Source organism: Paenibacillus foliorum (assembly GCF_013141765.1).
GTDB lineage: Bacteria > Bacillota > Bacilli > Paenibacillales > NBRC-103111 > Paenibacillus_S > Paenibacillus_S foliorum.
Genome location: NZ_WHOD01000049.1, coordinates 200,020 through 216,269, shown reverse-complemented (window position 1 = coordinate 216,269; position 16,250 = coordinate 200,020). Strand labels below are relative to the sequence as shown.

The window sequence follows — 16,250 nt, the reverse complement described above, 5'->3', positions numbered from 1 at the left end:
GACAGGTTTATTTATTTGCTGCATCATTAACCTCTATGGCCTGTGGAAAAGTAAGAGTGATGCCTGTAGCGCATCCGGGCTTGCTGAGAATACGCAGCAATGAAGCGGGGCCGTACTGCAGTGATAATCGCTTGCTCGTATTAGAGAGGCCGACATGATCAGACTGCATCGACTCTGAGTGGAAGGAAGCGCGGATTTGCTCAAGCCGCTCCTTCGGTATACCGGTTCCATTGTCAAGGATGGTTACTTGCAGGTTGGTTCCCTTCATCCGGCATTTCACTTTAATGTTAAGAAAATCGCGACTTTCCAAGCCATAATGGATACTGTTCTCAATAAGCGGCTGCAGACTGATTTTGATCACTAGACAAGCTTCCGCTTGCTGCTGAATATCCCATTGAACATCGAATCTACCTGGAAACCGGGAGTGCTGAATGTCAATGAAGCTTTGGACATGGGCTATTTCCATGCTTAGCGGAACCAGATCATCTTTGGAACGAACGGCATATTCCATAAGATCGCTTAGCTGCTCGATCATTCGGCAAGCATCGTTAGGGGAGCCTGTTAGCTGAAGCGTCTTCCAGTATATGGAGTGTAACGTGTTATATAGAAAATGCGGGTTCATTTGCGACTGCAAGGCTTTAAGCTCCAGCAGCTCCATCTTCGTTTTTCGTTCGGAAAGCTGGATTTTCACATACTTGTGCTCTAGAAATGTTTCCAAAATCGATTTGATGATCCATTCGTATACATCATTGATTTTAGATGGAATATCGGGTATAGGCTGTGCAGGCCTGTCGGCAGATTCGAGGATACCCGCGATTTGTGCGATTTGCCGATAATTTCTTCGAGTGATCCAAAGCGCATACACGGAGCTTAACAGCAGTGAAAATAACGATAAGATGACAGTCATGTACACGATCGTACGCGGCAGGCTGTACAGGGAATCCTTGGGCACGACGGAAATCAGATTCCATTGCAGACGGGGAACCTGCTTCACATTTACCAGATTATCAGCATATTCAAACCGACTTAGAGAGGCAGAGGTAGCCGCGTCTTGAGAGTCCCCTTTCGACGGAAGGGGGATATATTGAGAGAAGCCGCTGGATTTCATGATAGGCTCTCCGTCTTTGTCCGCAATATAGAAGTACCGTCCGGGCAATTCGTTGAAATAATCGAACAGTGCTTCGAAGTAAGAGGGGAGAACATTCATAATGATCAGCCCTTTATGGTAACCGGGATATCCGTAGGAGAACGGCTTGTAAATGGTGACTAGATGATTGGATTGATGGTCGAACCCATAGGCGTCAATTTTCCTGACCTCAGTAATCATCTCCTCCTGCCGGGAACGGAGATCATTGTAACGCTCGAACCAGGAGGTATCATCGGAACGGTTAATAAGGGTAAGTCCATCGCGCGAGCTTAATACCCGATTATACGGATTTTCATAATAGACAGATATTGAGTGAATATACGGCTTGGAGTTGGCAGGGACGTCTAGTACGTTTTTCAGGTAGAATAGCGCTTCCATATCTTCATAAGAAAACGAGGGCGCTGACAAAAGGCTTTTCAGCTTTAATGTAATTTTAGGATCCTTATCAAAAGAAAGGCTTAAGGAATCCAGCTCTGAGGATATCACCTGGGCAAGCTCATTTAATTGGTTCAACTGATTGGCGTTGCTCTGTTCCACATTGTAACGGATATATTGATTGGTGATGACAATAGCTAAGGTTCCCAATATAAACAAAGGGATAAAGCAAGGGATTACAATCCTAATCCAATGACTGATGAAAAACTTGCGCCGCAAAGCTGAATCAATGAGGGGAAGCGGGAAATTGCCCTTCATGCCGATATTGTCCCGGCGTTTTTCCGTAAAACTGCTTGAAAGACCGGATAAAATTTTTCGCATTCGCATACCCCACCATTTCACTAACCTCGAAGGCTTTAAAGCGGCGGTCCTTTAACAGAACGGCTGCTTTGTTCATTTTGACAGATTGGACATATTCTGAAAATTTACAGCCTGTCATCTTCTTGAAGTAGGCGCTAACATAGGTAGGATTCATATGCACATGCTTCGCTGACTCCTCCAAGGTTACTGTCCGGTACTCCATTTCGATGAAGCTGATGATTTTTTGAATAACAGGATCGTCCTGCCCCTCTAGAATTAACACATCGCGTTCAAGCGACAGCTCTGAGTTGGGATGCTGGGATTCCTGATCCAGCTCTATTTTCAATTCGGACAAGACTGTGAAAATATCATTGTATTTGGCAGGCTTAACTAAATAGTGACGGACGCCGCAGTTGATAGCTTGACGTGCATACTCAAAATCGCGCAGGCCGCTGAGCAGAATGATTCGGATAGGAAGCTTGCGGGTCGCAATTTCCTTGGCCAGCTCGATTCCGTTCATCACGGGCATCTTAATATCGCAGAGGAGTACATCAACAGGTTGCTGAAGGATATATTTGAGCGCCTCCATGCCATTGCCCCGTTCTGCTTCAACGCGGAATCCTAGCTGCTCCCATGGAAAACAGCTGCACAAGGTGCTTCTGGTTTCCGCTTCATCATCTACGACCAATAGCTTATACATTATTTATCACCCTCTACCATTATACAGAATCCAAAAAACAAAAGTAAACGGACTTTTTAAAAGGGAAAACAAAGGTGTTTTCTAAAGAAATGATACCTTTCCCCAAACAAACGGGAGTCTGGAAGCGCTTTACATAAGGAACAACCCTTTTCTCTATAGATTAATCGTGTTACTTTGTTAGAGGCGCCAGTAAAAATAAACGTTTTGGGGGATGTAAGATGATAAAAAAACCGCGTTTAGTAGCAGGAATGCTTCTGCTGTCAATGGCATGGCTGACCGCTTGCTCGGGAGGCTCGGGCACGGAGGGGAACGGCTCTAAAGGAACAGAAACGAAAACGGATACAAAGGTGGAAGCTAAGCAAACCACACTCCGTTTTGCTTGGTGGGGGAATGATCCGCGACATAAGGCTACACTGGCAGCTATTGATGCTTATATGAAGCTGAATCCGAATGTGAAGATTGAAGCTGAATATATGGGGTTTGACGGATTTAACAAAAAGCTTTCTACGCAATTCGCGGGCAAAACCGCCCCGGATCTGTTCCAATACACCTATGAATGGACCTTGGATTTGAGCGATTTCTTGCTGGATCTGAATACAGTGAAAAATCTTGTCGATACCTCTACAATTCCCGCTGATACACTGAAGGCTTTTGGTTCCTATAAGGATCGGCAGATTATGGCTCCTGCAGGCATGTTCGCTTCTACGACGATAACGAATCAAGACTTCCTGCAAAAGTTTGGTATTCCAGCTGATACGGTCTGGACCTGGGATAAGATCATCGAGGAAGGCAAAAAGATTCATGAAAAGGATAAAAACGCGTACCTGCTGACAGCGGATATTGACGTAATCAATAAAGTTATTCTACAGCCTTATATCATGCAGAAATCGGGCAAGGGCTGGGTTAACGACGACTTTACGCCAGGCTTCGATAAAGCTCAGTTGACAGATGGTTTGACTTATTTGTCGAATCTGTACAGCAGCGGTACGATGGAGCCGTTCGGCGACAGCACAGCATTTGTTGGCAAAATGGAGCAGAACCCCAAATGGGTTAAAGGTGAGATTGGCATGCTGCTTGATTATGTTCAGGCTCTGGATAAATACAAGCAAGCGATACCTAATGCCAAGATTGGTGTAGGCACATTCCCAGAGAATCCGAATGCTGCGCAATCCGGTAATCCTATGGTAGCAGGCACAGGCTTCGCTATTGCCAAGGATAGCAAAAACAAAGAAGAAGCTGCGAAATTCTTGAACTGGCTGATCAATGATAAAGACGCCTCTATGCTTCTTACTACACAACGTGGAATTCCGGCTTCGTCTACTGCACGTAAAGCGCTAGAGGATTCCGGCAAGCTGAACCCAGACATTTCCAAGGGCTTGGATTTGGCAGCGAAGAAGAAATCAGTTGCGCCTAACGTAATCAGCACTAACGCAGAGCTGGCTCAAGTTGTGAAGGATTCGATTCAGAAGCTGATCTATAACAAAGCGACTCCAGAGCAGGCAGCTGATGAAATCCTCAAAGGGTTTAACGCGAAGCTGAAGGAACTAAAATCATAGGCTACACAGGAAACTGTAAGAGTGCCGCCAGAGATGGCGTCACTCTTTTTACAAGAGCATCTCGGATACTCCCCTCCTCGCAGAGCACACGGAAATAGGGGTTGCTGGACGGGTCACTTTGGGGTTTAACTTCATACGGAAAGGATACATCGACTTGAAAAAAATAACGAGTGCACACGCGTGGTGGGGGTTGTTGTTTGTGTCCCCATGGATTATAGGCTTTATTTGGTTTCAGCTGTACCCGCTTTTGCTTTCCTTCTATTACTCATTTACCGATGCGACGGTTGTGAAGCCTGGTAAGTTTATCGGCTTGGACAACTACACCAAAATGTTAACGGCAGATAAGGATTTCCTGCCCTCATTGAATGTTACCCTTATTTACTCCATTATTGCAGTTCCGGCCAAGCTGGCCTTTGCTCTATTCATTGCCGTTCTTCTCAATATGAAAAGCAGAGCCATCAATTTCTATCGTACTGTGTATTATTTACCTTCAATTTTGGGCGGCAGCGTAGCTATATCCATCCTATGGCGCTTTCTGTTCATGAAGGAAGGGGTAGTCAATAATGTGCTCGGTTACCTACACATTCCGCCAATTAACTGGCTCGGAAGCCCGACCGTAGCTCTAGGCACGATCTCTCTGCTTGTGGTTTGGCAGTTCGGTTCCTCAATGGTGCTGTTCCTAGCCGGCTTGAAGCAAATTCCGGGGGAGCTGTATGAAGCGGCGATGGTCGATGGGGCAAGCAAGCTTCGCATGTTCAGACAGATCACGCTTCCGCTCCTGACTCCGATCATTCTCTTTAACTTGGTTATGCAAACGATCAATGCGCTGCAGGAATTCACTGCTGCTTTCGTTGTGACGAATGGCGGTCCGCTGAAGGCGACTTACCTGCTCGGATTGAAAATATATGACGAAGCGTTTATGAACATGAAGATGGGCTACGCTTCTGCATTGTCTTGGTTTTTATTTGCAATCATCCTATTGCTGACCCTACTGATATTCCGTTCGGCCAGGTCATGGGTGCATTATGAAGATGGGGGGAAAAACTAATGAGTATGCCGGTGCCTTCAACGTTCCCCGGGGGAAATGCCAGACGGAAATCATCTATTCTGAAGAAGAAATGGGTGACTCATCTATTTCTGCTGCTGTTGGGCTGGATCATGGTGTACCCCTTAATTTGGCTGTTCTTAAGCTCCTTTAAAACCAATGCGGATTTGTTCGGCTCCTTGCAGCTTCTACCGCAGCAGTTCGTATGGGATTCCTATGTAAAGGGATGGGCAGGAACGGGGCAGTATACGTATGCGACATTTTTCAAAAATACGTTTCTGCTTGTGGTGCCTACTGCGTTCTTTACCGTCTTATCCAGTGTGCTTGTAGCGTATGGCTTCGCGCGCTTTACATTTCCACTGCGCAACTTTATGTTTATTCTAATGATATCGACGCTGATGCTGCCGCATTCGGTTATCATTATTCCGAGGTATTTGATCTTTCGTAATCTGGATTGGCTCGACAGCTATTTACCGTTTATTGTTCCGGCTGCCTTTGGATGTTTTCCTTTCTTTATCTTTATGCTTGTGCAGTTTTTTCGTGGGCTGCCTAAGGAGCTTGACGAGTCGGCAGTTATGGACGGGTGCAGCCCTCCGGGTATTTTGTTCCGCATTTTGCTGCCTTTAAGCTTTCCTGCGCTGATGTCAGCAGCCATTTTTCAATTTATTTGGACATGGAATGATTTCTTCAATTCGTTAATTTTTATCAACAGTGTCAAAAAGTTTCCGATCTCGCTTGCTCTACGTATGTCTATCGACTCTACGGGGGGTACGGTGGAGTGGAATCAGATTATGGCGATGTCCGTTCTGGCTGTGCTTCCGCCGATACTGCTGTTTTTCTTCTCTCAGCGTTATTTTGTAGAAGGAATTGCAACTACAGGTATTAAGGGATAAGGAAAAGCTTATTGGAGTGATGAGCCTTAGGGCTGCTTATTGTGCTGGATTATTATCAAAAGGTGTAGGTGATGGATATGAGTAATGGAACGAAGAAACAGCCGAATGTGATTGTGTTTTTTACAGACCAGCAGCGGTGGGATACAATGGGGCTCCATGGTAATCCACTGAATTTGACCCCGAATTTGGATCGTATGGCTACATATGGAACCCATATTCCTTACGCATTCACCTGCCAGCCGGTTTGCGGTCCGGCACGTTCATGTCTGCAAACCGGATTATATGCGACCGAATCCGGCTGCTTTACTAACGGAATACCGATGCGTGAGGATGCCGATACGATCGCCCGTGCTTTTAACGAGTCGGGATACGAGACAGCTTACATGGGCAAATGGCATTTGGCGAGCACTCGGACAGAGCCTGTACCGGTTGAGAAGCGGGGAGGTTATCAGCGTTGGCTGGCGGCAGATTCCTTGGAGCATACCTCGGATGCTTATCGGACTGTGCTGTTTAACGAGGAGAATGAACGAGTAGAGCTGCCCGGCTACAGGGTTGACGCATTGACTGACGCGGCTATCCGGTATGTTGGAGATCAGCGAGGGAAAGAGCGTCCGTTTTTCCTGTTTATCTCGTATTTGGAGCCTCACCATCAGAATCATCGAGATGATTATCCCTCGCCGGACGGGTATCGCGGGAACTATACAGGTCGGTATGTACCGCCGGATCTTGCCGCGCTTGGAGGCACGGCGCACCAGCATTTGGACGGCTACTATGGGATGGTCAAACGTCTTGATGAAGCGCTTGGCCGTTTGATGGACGCTCTTAAAAGCCTAGATTTTGCCGATAATACCATTATCGCTTTTACCTCCGATCATGGCTGTCACTTTAAAACTCGCAACAGCGAGTACAAACGTTCCTGCCATGAAAGCTCTATTCGCGTGCCGATGGCTTTTACCGGCCCAGGGTTCAGCGGCGGCGGAAGCGTGCGTGAGCTGGTCAGTCTGATCGACCTTCCGCCTACGCTATTGGATGCCGCTGGCATTGAGGTACCGCAGCAGATGCAGGGACGCTCTCTGCTCCCGCTGCTTCGCGGCGGAAGTGCGGGTGGCGACGCGGCCTCAGAATGGCCGCGGGAGGTATTCGTGCAGATCAGCGAATCGCAAGTAGCGCGTGCCATCCGTACTGGCAGGTGGAAATACGGCGTGACCGCTCCTGAGCGGAATCCGATCAAGGATTCAGGCTCCTCCGAGTATGTGGAGGAATTTCTATATGACCTCATGGCGGACCCTTACGAGCTGTCGAACTTGGTGGATTCGGAATCGCACGAAGCGGTAAGAATACATCTTAGAGAGCGCCTAATCTCACGTATGCTCGAAGCAGGGGAAGACGCGCCCATTATTGTGCCGCTTCCTATGAAGCCCTCTGGACAGCTCCGCGTACTGACTGAGGAAATTGAGCAATAGCACTTGAGTGTTCGAATGAGGGTGGGCAATTCCTTTCAATGGACTAGCGATGTCCTGAAATTTTACCTTTGACCCAATAAAAGGGGAGAGCGAATTATGAAACGATTCATGTTCCGGGCCCAGCTGAAAAGTGGGCAGGAAGAAGCAGGTCTATTACAGCTAGCTGAATTACAAGAGGTTGCTCGACAGCTGGTTCGTGATGGAGAAATCATGACCATCGGCTGTTATAAATGGATGAGAAATCTGTTTCTATATGTTGAATGTATAGGGCGGGATATTGCCCCTGAGGATATGTTTGGTGAACTGCAGGAACACTTGGAGGATTGGCCGGGTACACAGCAGATGAGGAAATGGATTCTCATGACGGATGTGTTTCATTTTAATGAACCGGCGGGTTATGAACACTGGCTTCGTAAGGAACCGGTTGAGCGGCGAGTGGGTCGGGTGGCTCATCTGAAGCCTGAAATGATCAGCAGCTACATTTATTATCATTACCAGCTGCAGGAGGAGAGGGCATTCCTCGGGGATAAGTATGAAATCATAGCGATGCATGAGAATCTGATGTTCGGTTATCAAGAGTTTCCCAAAGTTATTGAAGAGCCGATTCTTCCCAAGAAGCTGAGCACCTCCGGTACTCCGGTGAATTGGAACGATTCCCGCATGGATCTGCATTTCCAGCCTTGGGAGGACGGACATTTGTATTTCAAGCCGATTGATGAGGTGTTCACGATTTATTGTGGAGATGCCATGTAAAAGGAGATGTCCAGCGTTGTTTATAAATATTCGTGATTTTGGAGCTGTAGGGGATGCAGTTACCAAGGATACAAAAAGCATTCAAGCTGCAATCGATCACTGTGAAAAGCAAGGCGGAGGCACCGTGCTTGTACCGCAGGGCCATTTCTTGTCCGGCACCTTGATGTTGAAATCCAATGTGAATCTTCATCTGGATGCCGCGGCTAGAATCGTGAGCAGTCTGGAGGAGCAGGACTTCACATCTGCCGATTCCGACGGACAAGCACTTAGTGATGGTCAAGGAAGCAGCGCGCTGCTATGTGCCCGGCATGCCGAACGGATTTCCGTTACGGGGATGGGGACGATTGACGGACGAGGTGAGTTGTTTTTGGAGCCGGAGAAGCAGGATGGGGATTATGTTCTGCTGCCGATATCGGCTTTTCGCCCCAAAATGATTGATTTCGAGGGCTGTACCGACGTCCTGTTCCGGGATGTTACTCTTCACAGAGCTTCCTCATGGGGACTGCATATGACAGGGTGCCAACGTGTTACGATTCATGGGATTAAGATTATGGGTCAGCTGCGTGCGCCCAATAATGACGGTATTGATCCCGACTGCTGCAAGGACGTACATATTTCGGATTGCCACATCGAGACTGGGGACGACTGCATTGTGGTGAAAACGACCCAGTATGGGGCTGAGCGTTACGGGGCATGCGAGAATATTACAGTAACCAATTGTACGATGACCACGCATGATTCCGCTGTGAAAATCGGTACCGAAACCCATGCAGATATCCGCAATATTGTGGTGCAAAATTGCGTCATTCGCGATTCCAACCGAGGGCTAGGAGTATGGGTCAGGGATGGAGCGACTATTGAGAATATTCTATTCTCTAACATTGTGATCGAAACGAGGCTGTTCAGCGATGAAGCTGAGATTGCAAGGCCGCTAAGATGGTGGGGCAAGAGCGAACCGATCTTCATTACGGCTGAGCGGCGCAGTGAAAAGCATGCTGCCCCGGGAATCATTCGCAACATCCGGGTGGATCATCTGAGTGTGGAGAGCGAAGGCGGTGTCTATTTAGAGGGTTCGGAGGACAGCGTTATTGAAGGCATCTCTATACGCGGCCTCAAGCTGATCATGCGTCGTAAAAGCGGTTATCCAGGAGGCTTGTTCGATACGCAGCCGTCGATCCGTGGCGTATTCCAGCACGACGTACCGGCTGTGTTTTGTAGGCATGCAAAGAACGTATCGTTCGATGATATCGAGGTTGTCTGGGCTGGTGAGCCGAATCGGCATTGGTCTCATGCTTTTTCTGGAGAAAGCATCGAACGCTTATCACTTAAGGGCTTCCGCGGAGGACCTGCACAAGCGGGCAGCTCGGCGGTCGAATTAAAAGACGTTAGAGAGCTGTCTGTGGAAGGCTGTAAAGCGGAAGCGGGGACAGGAGCTTTCCTATCGTTGGAGCGGGTGAATCCGGATCAATTGTTTGTAGTCGGAAATGATTTCTCAAAGGCTAAGAAGGCTGTTCGCTTTACGGACGGGTCAGAGCCGGAATATTTCGCAGCTGCCAATCGGATGCCGAAGTAACTTAAAGAAGCTGAAGAAAAGCTTATAGTACGTTAAATTAGCGGTTGTGCGACACACCAAACATGGTAGAATATAGGAAGAAATAAATGTCATGAGAGGGATGATACCATGTTTGGTAAAGTGGCGGCTGACATTCTTGGATTAAGTGATTTAGGCAGCGTGATCAAGCCGGAAAATTACGATAAGGTCGATTCGGACGACTATGTCATGCATGAAGATGGAGAGAAGATTTTCTTTCTCATCAAGTCTAAATCAGACGAATACTGCTTCACCAACCAATCACTGATTCATCTCGACGGCACGAGTGCCATGAGTAAGAAACGTACACTTCGTCGTTACAGCTATAGCTCCTATCATATTTCGGATGTGAGTCTTGAGACTGCGGGGACGATCGATCTGGATGTGGAGATTAAATTTACTTTGGGCTCTATTTCATACTCCATCGATGTGCATAAAAAACATTTGGAAGAAATTAAGGACCTGTACAAAGCACTCGTCAAGATTGCCGAAATATCCCGCGAGAATGAAGTCGCCTTAGCCCACGCTAAGGAAAGCCTGGATACCGCATCCGGAGTATTAAGCCAAATTGCTAAATATCAAGGCAATATAGCGGAGCAGTTCAAGGAATTGAATCAAGCTACATTCTCTTGGCTTACGGATACTCGGAAGCAATATCATGTAAAGGACTTCGGTTTTGTGTTTGAACGTTATATTAACAATTAGATGATAAGCGAAAGCAAGCCTTATTCCTGCATTTTTAGGGATGGGGCTTTATTTACACGCTTTCTAAATGCCTACCTAAATTGTCAGCAGCGTGGTATGATATGGCTTTGGTCATAGACAACAAGTGATATGGGAGTGCGTGAAGTTGATCAAGTCAGAAAAAATTATTTATGTGATTTTAGCTCTGGTTGTTATCTCGTGGGGTTTGAATATTGTGATGGTCAAGTACCTTACAGCAACCATTTCTCCTATGATGGTCGCTGCTATTAGGATGCCCCTTGCGGGTCTTGTACTGCTTCCATTTGTTTGGAAAAAGTACGGCTTCTATAAGCCGAATGCCAAGGAATGGCTATTGCTTTCTTTGATAGGCATCACATCTATTTTCTTTCATCAGCTTTTTTTGGCATATGGCGTTACAACGACTACGGCAACTAATGCTTCCCTCATACTTGGACTAAACCCGCTTACCACAGCACTTCTAGCAGCTATTTTTATTGGGGAGAAGTTCAATTATAAATTAGGTATCGGCATATTGTTCGGTTTTTCAGGAGTATTATTGGTCGTTACCTCCAAATCTTCAGGAGATTCGCTCGCTGTGTCGGGCTGGGGCGATATGATCATGCTGCTTTCGATGCTGGCCTATGTAATTGGAGGTCTGCTCATCAAGAAAATTTCCTCTTCCACGATCCCAACCTTGGTTGTCACGGCTTATTCGACTATCATTGGGGGAGTCATGCTGAATGTTGGTACCTTAGTAGTCATGGGACCTGCATCGTATGTGAATGTGCATTTTACGGGGATGGCGTGGTTGGTCATGCTTCTCTCTGCCTGGGGGGCTTCATCGCTCGGTACATTGGGCTGGAATCATGGTATCAAGCGTCTCGGTGCTAACCGTACCGCTATGTTTATCAATGCTATGCCTTTTGCAAGTATGGTCGGAGGCGTTGTTTTTTTGAATGAGAGAATAGGCTGGATTCATGTCGTGGCCTTTACCCTCACTACAGTGGGAATTGTGATAGGGACATTGAAACCTCGAGGTCGGGAGATTCCGGTTAAGGCGGCTAAGTCTGTTCATTTATGACATACGACAAACTTTTAGAGTAATTGAAATACTGTCATATTCTGTAGCTATATTTTGTGGTACACTGAAATCGATACGGGGCTAATGGCCCATTCTTCTTTAGAACCCAGCTTATAAAGCTGATTCTAAGTAAGCCAAAACCTAGAGAAGGCTCGTTCGTAAATTAGGAGGCGCGGTGTACTCATGAGAATTGGTGATGTGATAGGTCCAGTAGCAGCGATTGTAGCGCCTTATTTTTTATTTGAATATATGAGAGCGCATCCAAAACTGGATATTCTGTTGTCGTTACCCAGTGGGCATTTTTACATTGTTAGCTTGGTTGCCGTTCTTTCTACAATAATTGCCATTGCTGTTGGAATATCAGGAAATAGGGTGCGGAACATCAAGGTATGCTTTTTATCGTTGGCATTCATTTCGTTGGCAGAGGTGTTCTCTGTTCATGGGTTATCCACTCCAAACTTTCTAATACATGCATCCCATTTGCCAGGCGTTGCCTCGCAAGTAAGTCTCTTACTGGCCACCTTCTGGTTATGGATGTCTTCTTTATCATCGGATTCGTTGTTAATCTTGTGGGTATCGCGTTGGAAGAGCGGTTTAATACCCGTTTGGACGGTTGCTCTGGGCCTTATTGGTCTCACTGGACTTTTATTCCCTCATATGCTCGATTTAATTCCTCTGGATCGTAATCCCTTAAGATGGATGGCTACTGGAGCTATTGTCGTGCTCAATTTGATGACGATGTATCGGTATTACCAATCCTATCGCTTCTCTCGCTTCCCACTTCAAACTGCTATTATTTATAGCTGCGGATGGCTTATTGTTGCTCAGTTCATCATTGTCTTGGGTGAAACCTGGCGGCTCAGCTGGTGGCTTTACCACCTGCTCTTACTGGCATCTATGATTGTAATGCTGACTGGATTATGGAAGCAGTATGGGGTGAGTGGCTCCTTAACGATGTCGATCAGGGCTCTTTTTACCAATGATCCGTTGGAGCGGATTAGCAGCTGCTTATCACCAAGCGTGAGAGCTTTAGTCTTAGCGACTGAGGAGAAAGATACCTACACCGCCGGTCATAATCTAAGAGTCACTCTGTATGCCTTGAGATTGGGAGAAGAAATGCAGCTGCCTCCCGAGCAGCTTCGCGCACTGTCACAAGGTACCATCGTGCATGATGTCGGCAAAATCAATATCCCAGACGCGATTCTGAATAAACCGGGACGGCTTACGCCGGAAGAACGAGGCATTATAGAGCAGCACCCGCGCAAGGGCTATGAAATGTGCAGGACGCTTGGATTTATGAAAGAGGAACTTGATATTATTCGTTCACATCATGAGAAATGGGACGGCACGGGCTATCCTGATCGTTTAAAAGGGGAGCAAATCCCCTTATTAGCAAGAATCGTAGCGGTATCTGACGTATATGATGCCCTTACATCTACTCGGTCGTACCGTAAAGCTTGGTCACATACGGAAGCCATCGAATTCCTTAATGAACATAGAAATACGCATTTTGATGCTGCCTGTGTAGATGCTTGGAAACGGATATGCGACCGCGATCCGCAAGTGTACCGTTATCCGCTGCATGTGATTAGTGATAACAAAAGCAACTATTCGCGACCAGCAGCTGTCGATGATGCCAACGTTTCTTAAAGGTGCTCTTAAGGAAATAGCGCAATCTTACATATCGGTATGGATGTTAACCGCTTATCAGGACCGTCAGATTGTATTACAAAAGAAAGTGGTGAATTATTCTATGAGTAGCAGCAATCATCCTTTAAGTGAAGCACCTTTCAAATTACTCAAGAACAGGGTGTGGAGAACCTACTCCGGCGGTAAATTTCTGGAAGAGTGGCAGGGTACACAGCAAGCAGAGGATACGAGCTTTCCGGAGGAGTGGGTGGCATCCACTGTAGTAGCCAAGAATGTGGGCAGAGAGCATATCAGGGAGGGCTTGAGCTTAGTAAGCTTGGGAAATAGAGAAACCTTGCCGCTGCTTGATCTGATATTAATGGAGCCTGAAGGCTTTCTTGGGAAATCACATGTTGCTAAGTACGGCACACAAACGGCGGTACTGGTCAAAGTGTTGGATGCTTCTGAAAGACTGACGATTCAGGTGCACCCGGATAGAACATTTGCAATGGATGTGTTCGAATCTCAGTTCGGCAAAACAGAAGCATGGTATGTTATGGGTGGAAGGACCATAGAGGGTGAGGAGCCGTATGTTCTGTTCGGATTTAAGCCAGGAGTGACGAAAGAGAGCTGGCGCGAACTTTTTGAACAGCAGGATATAGACGGCATGATCCATGCGCTCCATCGTATCCCTGTGCAGGAAGGCGATGTGTTTCTAGTTGAGGGCGGCATTCCTCATGCTATTGGGAGTGGATGCTTCTTAATTGAGATACAAGAACCGACGGACCTTACTTTGCGTGTAGAAAGAACGACTCCAAAAGGGAATCCGGTCCCTGATTTGGCTTGTCACCAAGGGATTGGGTTCGATCGCATGCTAGACTGCTTTCACTATGAGTCCCATTCCTACGAGGATGCCAGAAGCAAATGGAAGAAAGACCCTGTATTGCTTAGTGAAAATGAAGGCGGTAAGGAGCTAGTTTTAATCGGAAAAGAGAGCACAGACCGCTTCCGGATGCATACAATTGAAGTCACGGGAAGCTTTGTAACGGAAGGTAGCGGCGTATTCGGAATCGCCATTGTGATTTCAGGATCGGGAACCGTGAGCTGGGCAGACGGAGAGATGCAGATTAACCAGTCTGACGAAATTTTTATGCCAGCAGGTCTGAATACATTATCATGGAACAGCAATGGCGCTGACAAGCTGAAGGTCGTGTTATGTTATCCTCCCGAGTGAACTGCAGGGGATGCATCATATGAAATAATAGAAGCCTCCAACCCACTTAGCAGTGGTGTTAGAGGCTTCTAAAGGTTTATTTAGCGTCGGGAGTGGGATTCTCCTTGCTCAGCCTGACGGAAAGGACGACGTTGCCGCCCTTCTTCAAAGGATTTGTGTCGCGCAGCACCGTTCGTAATCCTACCTCACTTACACCATTTACGGAAATGGTCATAGGAAACGATTCTTGCTTTACTAAGGTGCTCTTGCCGTCAGATATTACATACATATCCACGAACTCCGTTTTGTCTTGACTAATTAGATCAATAGTTAAGAAATTATACCCTGATGGAAAAACGGCAGTTTCAATTTCACCTGTTTTTCGGATGTTTTTCGTAATCGTGCCCGATTCGCCATTAGCTTGTGTTTTAAAGTAATCGCGAACATTGGCAGCAGTTTGGTTGGAAGGGCTACCCTTAGAACCATTCCAAGGATCAGAAACTCCCGATGACCCCGAACCAGTGCCGCTACCATTACCATTCCCTCCGTTTGTTGTACCTCCGATTGCAGTACCTGGTTGCTTCAAATCAATTGTAGAGTAATCGACAAGCCAATAACTCTTCTTAAGATAATTATAAATTCGGTTTAGGATGGTTACTGCTTCTGCTCTAGTTACTTTGTCTAAGGGGCGGAAATACCAACTATTATTCGCAGTCATGATGCCAGAGGACTGAAGGCTTGCCAGAATACTAGCCTGTGCATTGGAGAAACCGTCCGTACCAAATTGGCAATCACCTACTCCAGTACCTATAAACAGTGATGGCAGTACTCCGCTGCTTGTCGAAATTTGAGCATTCGCTGAGTCTAAGCGTCCGTCTGCTTGTACGGCTTTGTCGTAATCGTCTTGATTTTTCAATATTTTGGAGGGAACGTCTTTGAAATTCGATACGATTGAACACACATCATTCGGTGTCATCTGGCGGTTAATCATCCGAGTGTCAAAAAATGAATATAGCATGTTGGCCAGTTGCAGGCGGTTTAACTGAGTATCGGGCCGGAAGGAAAGCTGTCCGTACTGGCTCAGACCAAACACACCCCATTGAAAGGAGTTGTCGTAAATTTCAGAGATTTCTTTGTAAGCCCAATGCTCAGGTGTCACATCGGCGAACTGCTCGATTTTATTTGCGCCAGAGGCATAGAGGTTAGGTCTGTACGTATCGAACAAACGATGCATCATCACCGTCCATTCCGCTTTACTGACGGTTTCATTCGGTTGGAAGGTTCCATCTGGGTAGCCTGTTAAAATTTGGTTTTCGGCCATTATGCTGATTGAGCTTAGAGCCCAACCGTTTTGCTGGGAGTTAATATCGCTGAAAGTAACGGCAGAAGCAGCTGAAGGTCCGGGAAGAATCAGCGCAGCTGTAAGTATACATGTACACCATTTGCTTATTTTGCCTTGAATTGTTTTCATTTTCATTACCCTCCAATCTCTATCCTTATATCGGCTAACTTAGAGCAATTGTTAACATTTGGGTTGAAAATTCATTGTAATCCAGCAATATACAAAATTCGATAACGATGTAATAATAAGGAATTATTGTGCGGGATTTTCTATATTACTAGTCAAAAAGCCGCAAATATCGGGCAGATCTGATTTTTTTCCCAGCAAAGTTAAAATTTTTTGTCAGTAAAACCGATATAAACTTTATAGCTAAACGTTGACACAATCATTTCTGGTA

The 16,250-nt window shown here is 46.4% G+C and carries 13 protein-coding genes; 10 read left to right on the top strand and 3 right to left on the bottom strand.

Going from position 1 to position 16,250, the window contains the following annotated elements; genetic code table 11:
* Positions 1–7: 7 nt before the first annotated feature.
* Positions 8–1,903, bottom strand: coding sequence for a sensor histidine kinase (locus GC093_RS10835; protein ID WP_171651878.1), 1,896 nt, complete (start codon positions 1,901–1,903; stop codon positions 8–10).
* Complete coding sequence (locus GC093_RS10830; protein WP_171651877.1) at positions 1,809–2,582, bottom strand: response regulator transcription factor; 774 nt, start codon at positions 2,580–2,582, stop codon at positions 1,809–1,811. The genes GC093_RS10835 and GC093_RS10830 overlap by 95 nt, the downstream gene beginning before the upstream one ends.
* Before the next feature lie 218 nt (positions 2,583–2,800).
* On the opposite strand from GC093_RS10830, the gene GC093_RS10825 reads away from it, so the two are divergent.
* The 10 genes from GC093_RS10825 (at position 2,801) to GC093_RS10780 (ending at position 14,532) form a co-directional block, all read left to right on the top strand.
* On the top strand, positions 2,801–4,138 hold the full coding sequence (locus tag GC093_RS10825) for an ABC transporter substrate-binding protein (protein WP_171651876.1): 1,338 nt from the start codon (positions 2,801–2,803) through the stop codon (positions 4,136–4,138).
* Positions 4,139–4,337: 199 nt separating this feature from the next.
* On the top strand, positions 4,338–5,186 hold the full coding sequence (locus tag GC093_RS10820; protein WP_312886499.1) for a carbohydrate ABC transporter permease: 849 nt from the start codon (positions 4,338–4,340) through the stop codon (positions 5,184–5,186).
* Positions 5,186–6,076: a carbohydrate ABC transporter permease gene (locus GC093_RS10815; RefSeq protein WP_312886498.1), complete on the top strand. Its 891-nt coding sequence runs from the start codon at positions 5,186–5,188 to the stop codon at positions 6,074–6,076. The genes GC093_RS10820 and GC093_RS10815 overlap by 1 nt, the downstream gene beginning before the upstream one ends.
* Before the next feature lie 77 nt (positions 6,077–6,153).
* Entirely contained in the window at positions 6,154–7,539 is a 1,386-nt protein-coding gene (locus tag GC093_RS10810) for a sulfatase family protein (RefSeq protein WP_246314029.1), read from the top strand.
* A 96-nt stretch (positions 7,540–7,635) separates the two neighbouring features.
* Positions 7,636–8,292 carry a hypothetical protein gene (locus GC093_RS10805; protein WP_171651875.1) on the top strand — a complete coding sequence of 219 codons (657 nt, stop codon included), beginning with the start codon at positions 7,636–7,638 and terminating at the stop codon, positions 8,290–8,292.
* Between the two features lie 16 nt (positions 8,293–8,308).
* Positions 8,309–9,865, top strand: a complete 1,557-nt coding sequence (locus tag GC093_RS10800; protein ID WP_171651874.1) for a glycoside hydrolase family 28 protein — start codon at positions 8,309–8,311, stop codon at positions 9,863–9,865.
* 108 nt (positions 9,866–9,973) lie between these two features.
* Positions 9,974–10,588 carry a PH domain-containing protein gene (locus GC093_RS10795; protein WP_171651873.1) on the top strand — a complete coding sequence of 205 codons (615 nt, stop codon included), beginning with the start codon at positions 9,974–9,976 and terminating at the stop codon, positions 10,586–10,588.
* A gap of 145 nt (positions 10,589–10,733) precedes the next feature.
* On the top strand, positions 10,734–11,669 hold the full coding sequence (locus tag GC093_RS10790; protein WP_171651872.1) for a DMT family transporter: 936 nt from the start codon (positions 10,734–10,736) through the stop codon (positions 11,667–11,669).
* Positions 11,670–11,852: 183 nt separating this feature from the next.
* Positions 11,853–13,319 (top strand): HD-GYP domain-containing protein, encoded by a 1,467-nt coding sequence (locus GC093_RS10785; RefSeq protein WP_171651871.1) that lies wholly within the window; start codon positions 11,853–11,855, stop codon positions 13,317–13,319.
* The gene (locus GC093_RS10780; protein WP_171651870.1) at positions 13,300–14,532 is read left to right on the top strand and encodes a type I phosphomannose isomerase catalytic subunit; all 1,233 of its coding nucleotides are present in this window, start codon (positions 13,300–13,302) and stop codon (positions 14,530–14,532) included. The genes GC093_RS10785 and GC093_RS10780 overlap by 20 nt, the downstream gene beginning before the upstream one ends.
* A 76-nt stretch (positions 14,533–14,608) precedes the next feature.
* Here the strand turns inward: GC093_RS10780 and GC093_RS10775 are convergent, their stop codons facing one another.
* Positions 14,609–15,982 (bottom strand): S-layer homology domain-containing protein, encoded by a 1,374-nt coding sequence (locus GC093_RS10775; protein ID WP_171651869.1) that lies wholly within the window; start codon positions 15,980–15,982, stop codon positions 14,609–14,611.
* Positions 15,983–16,250 lie beyond the last annotated feature (268 nt).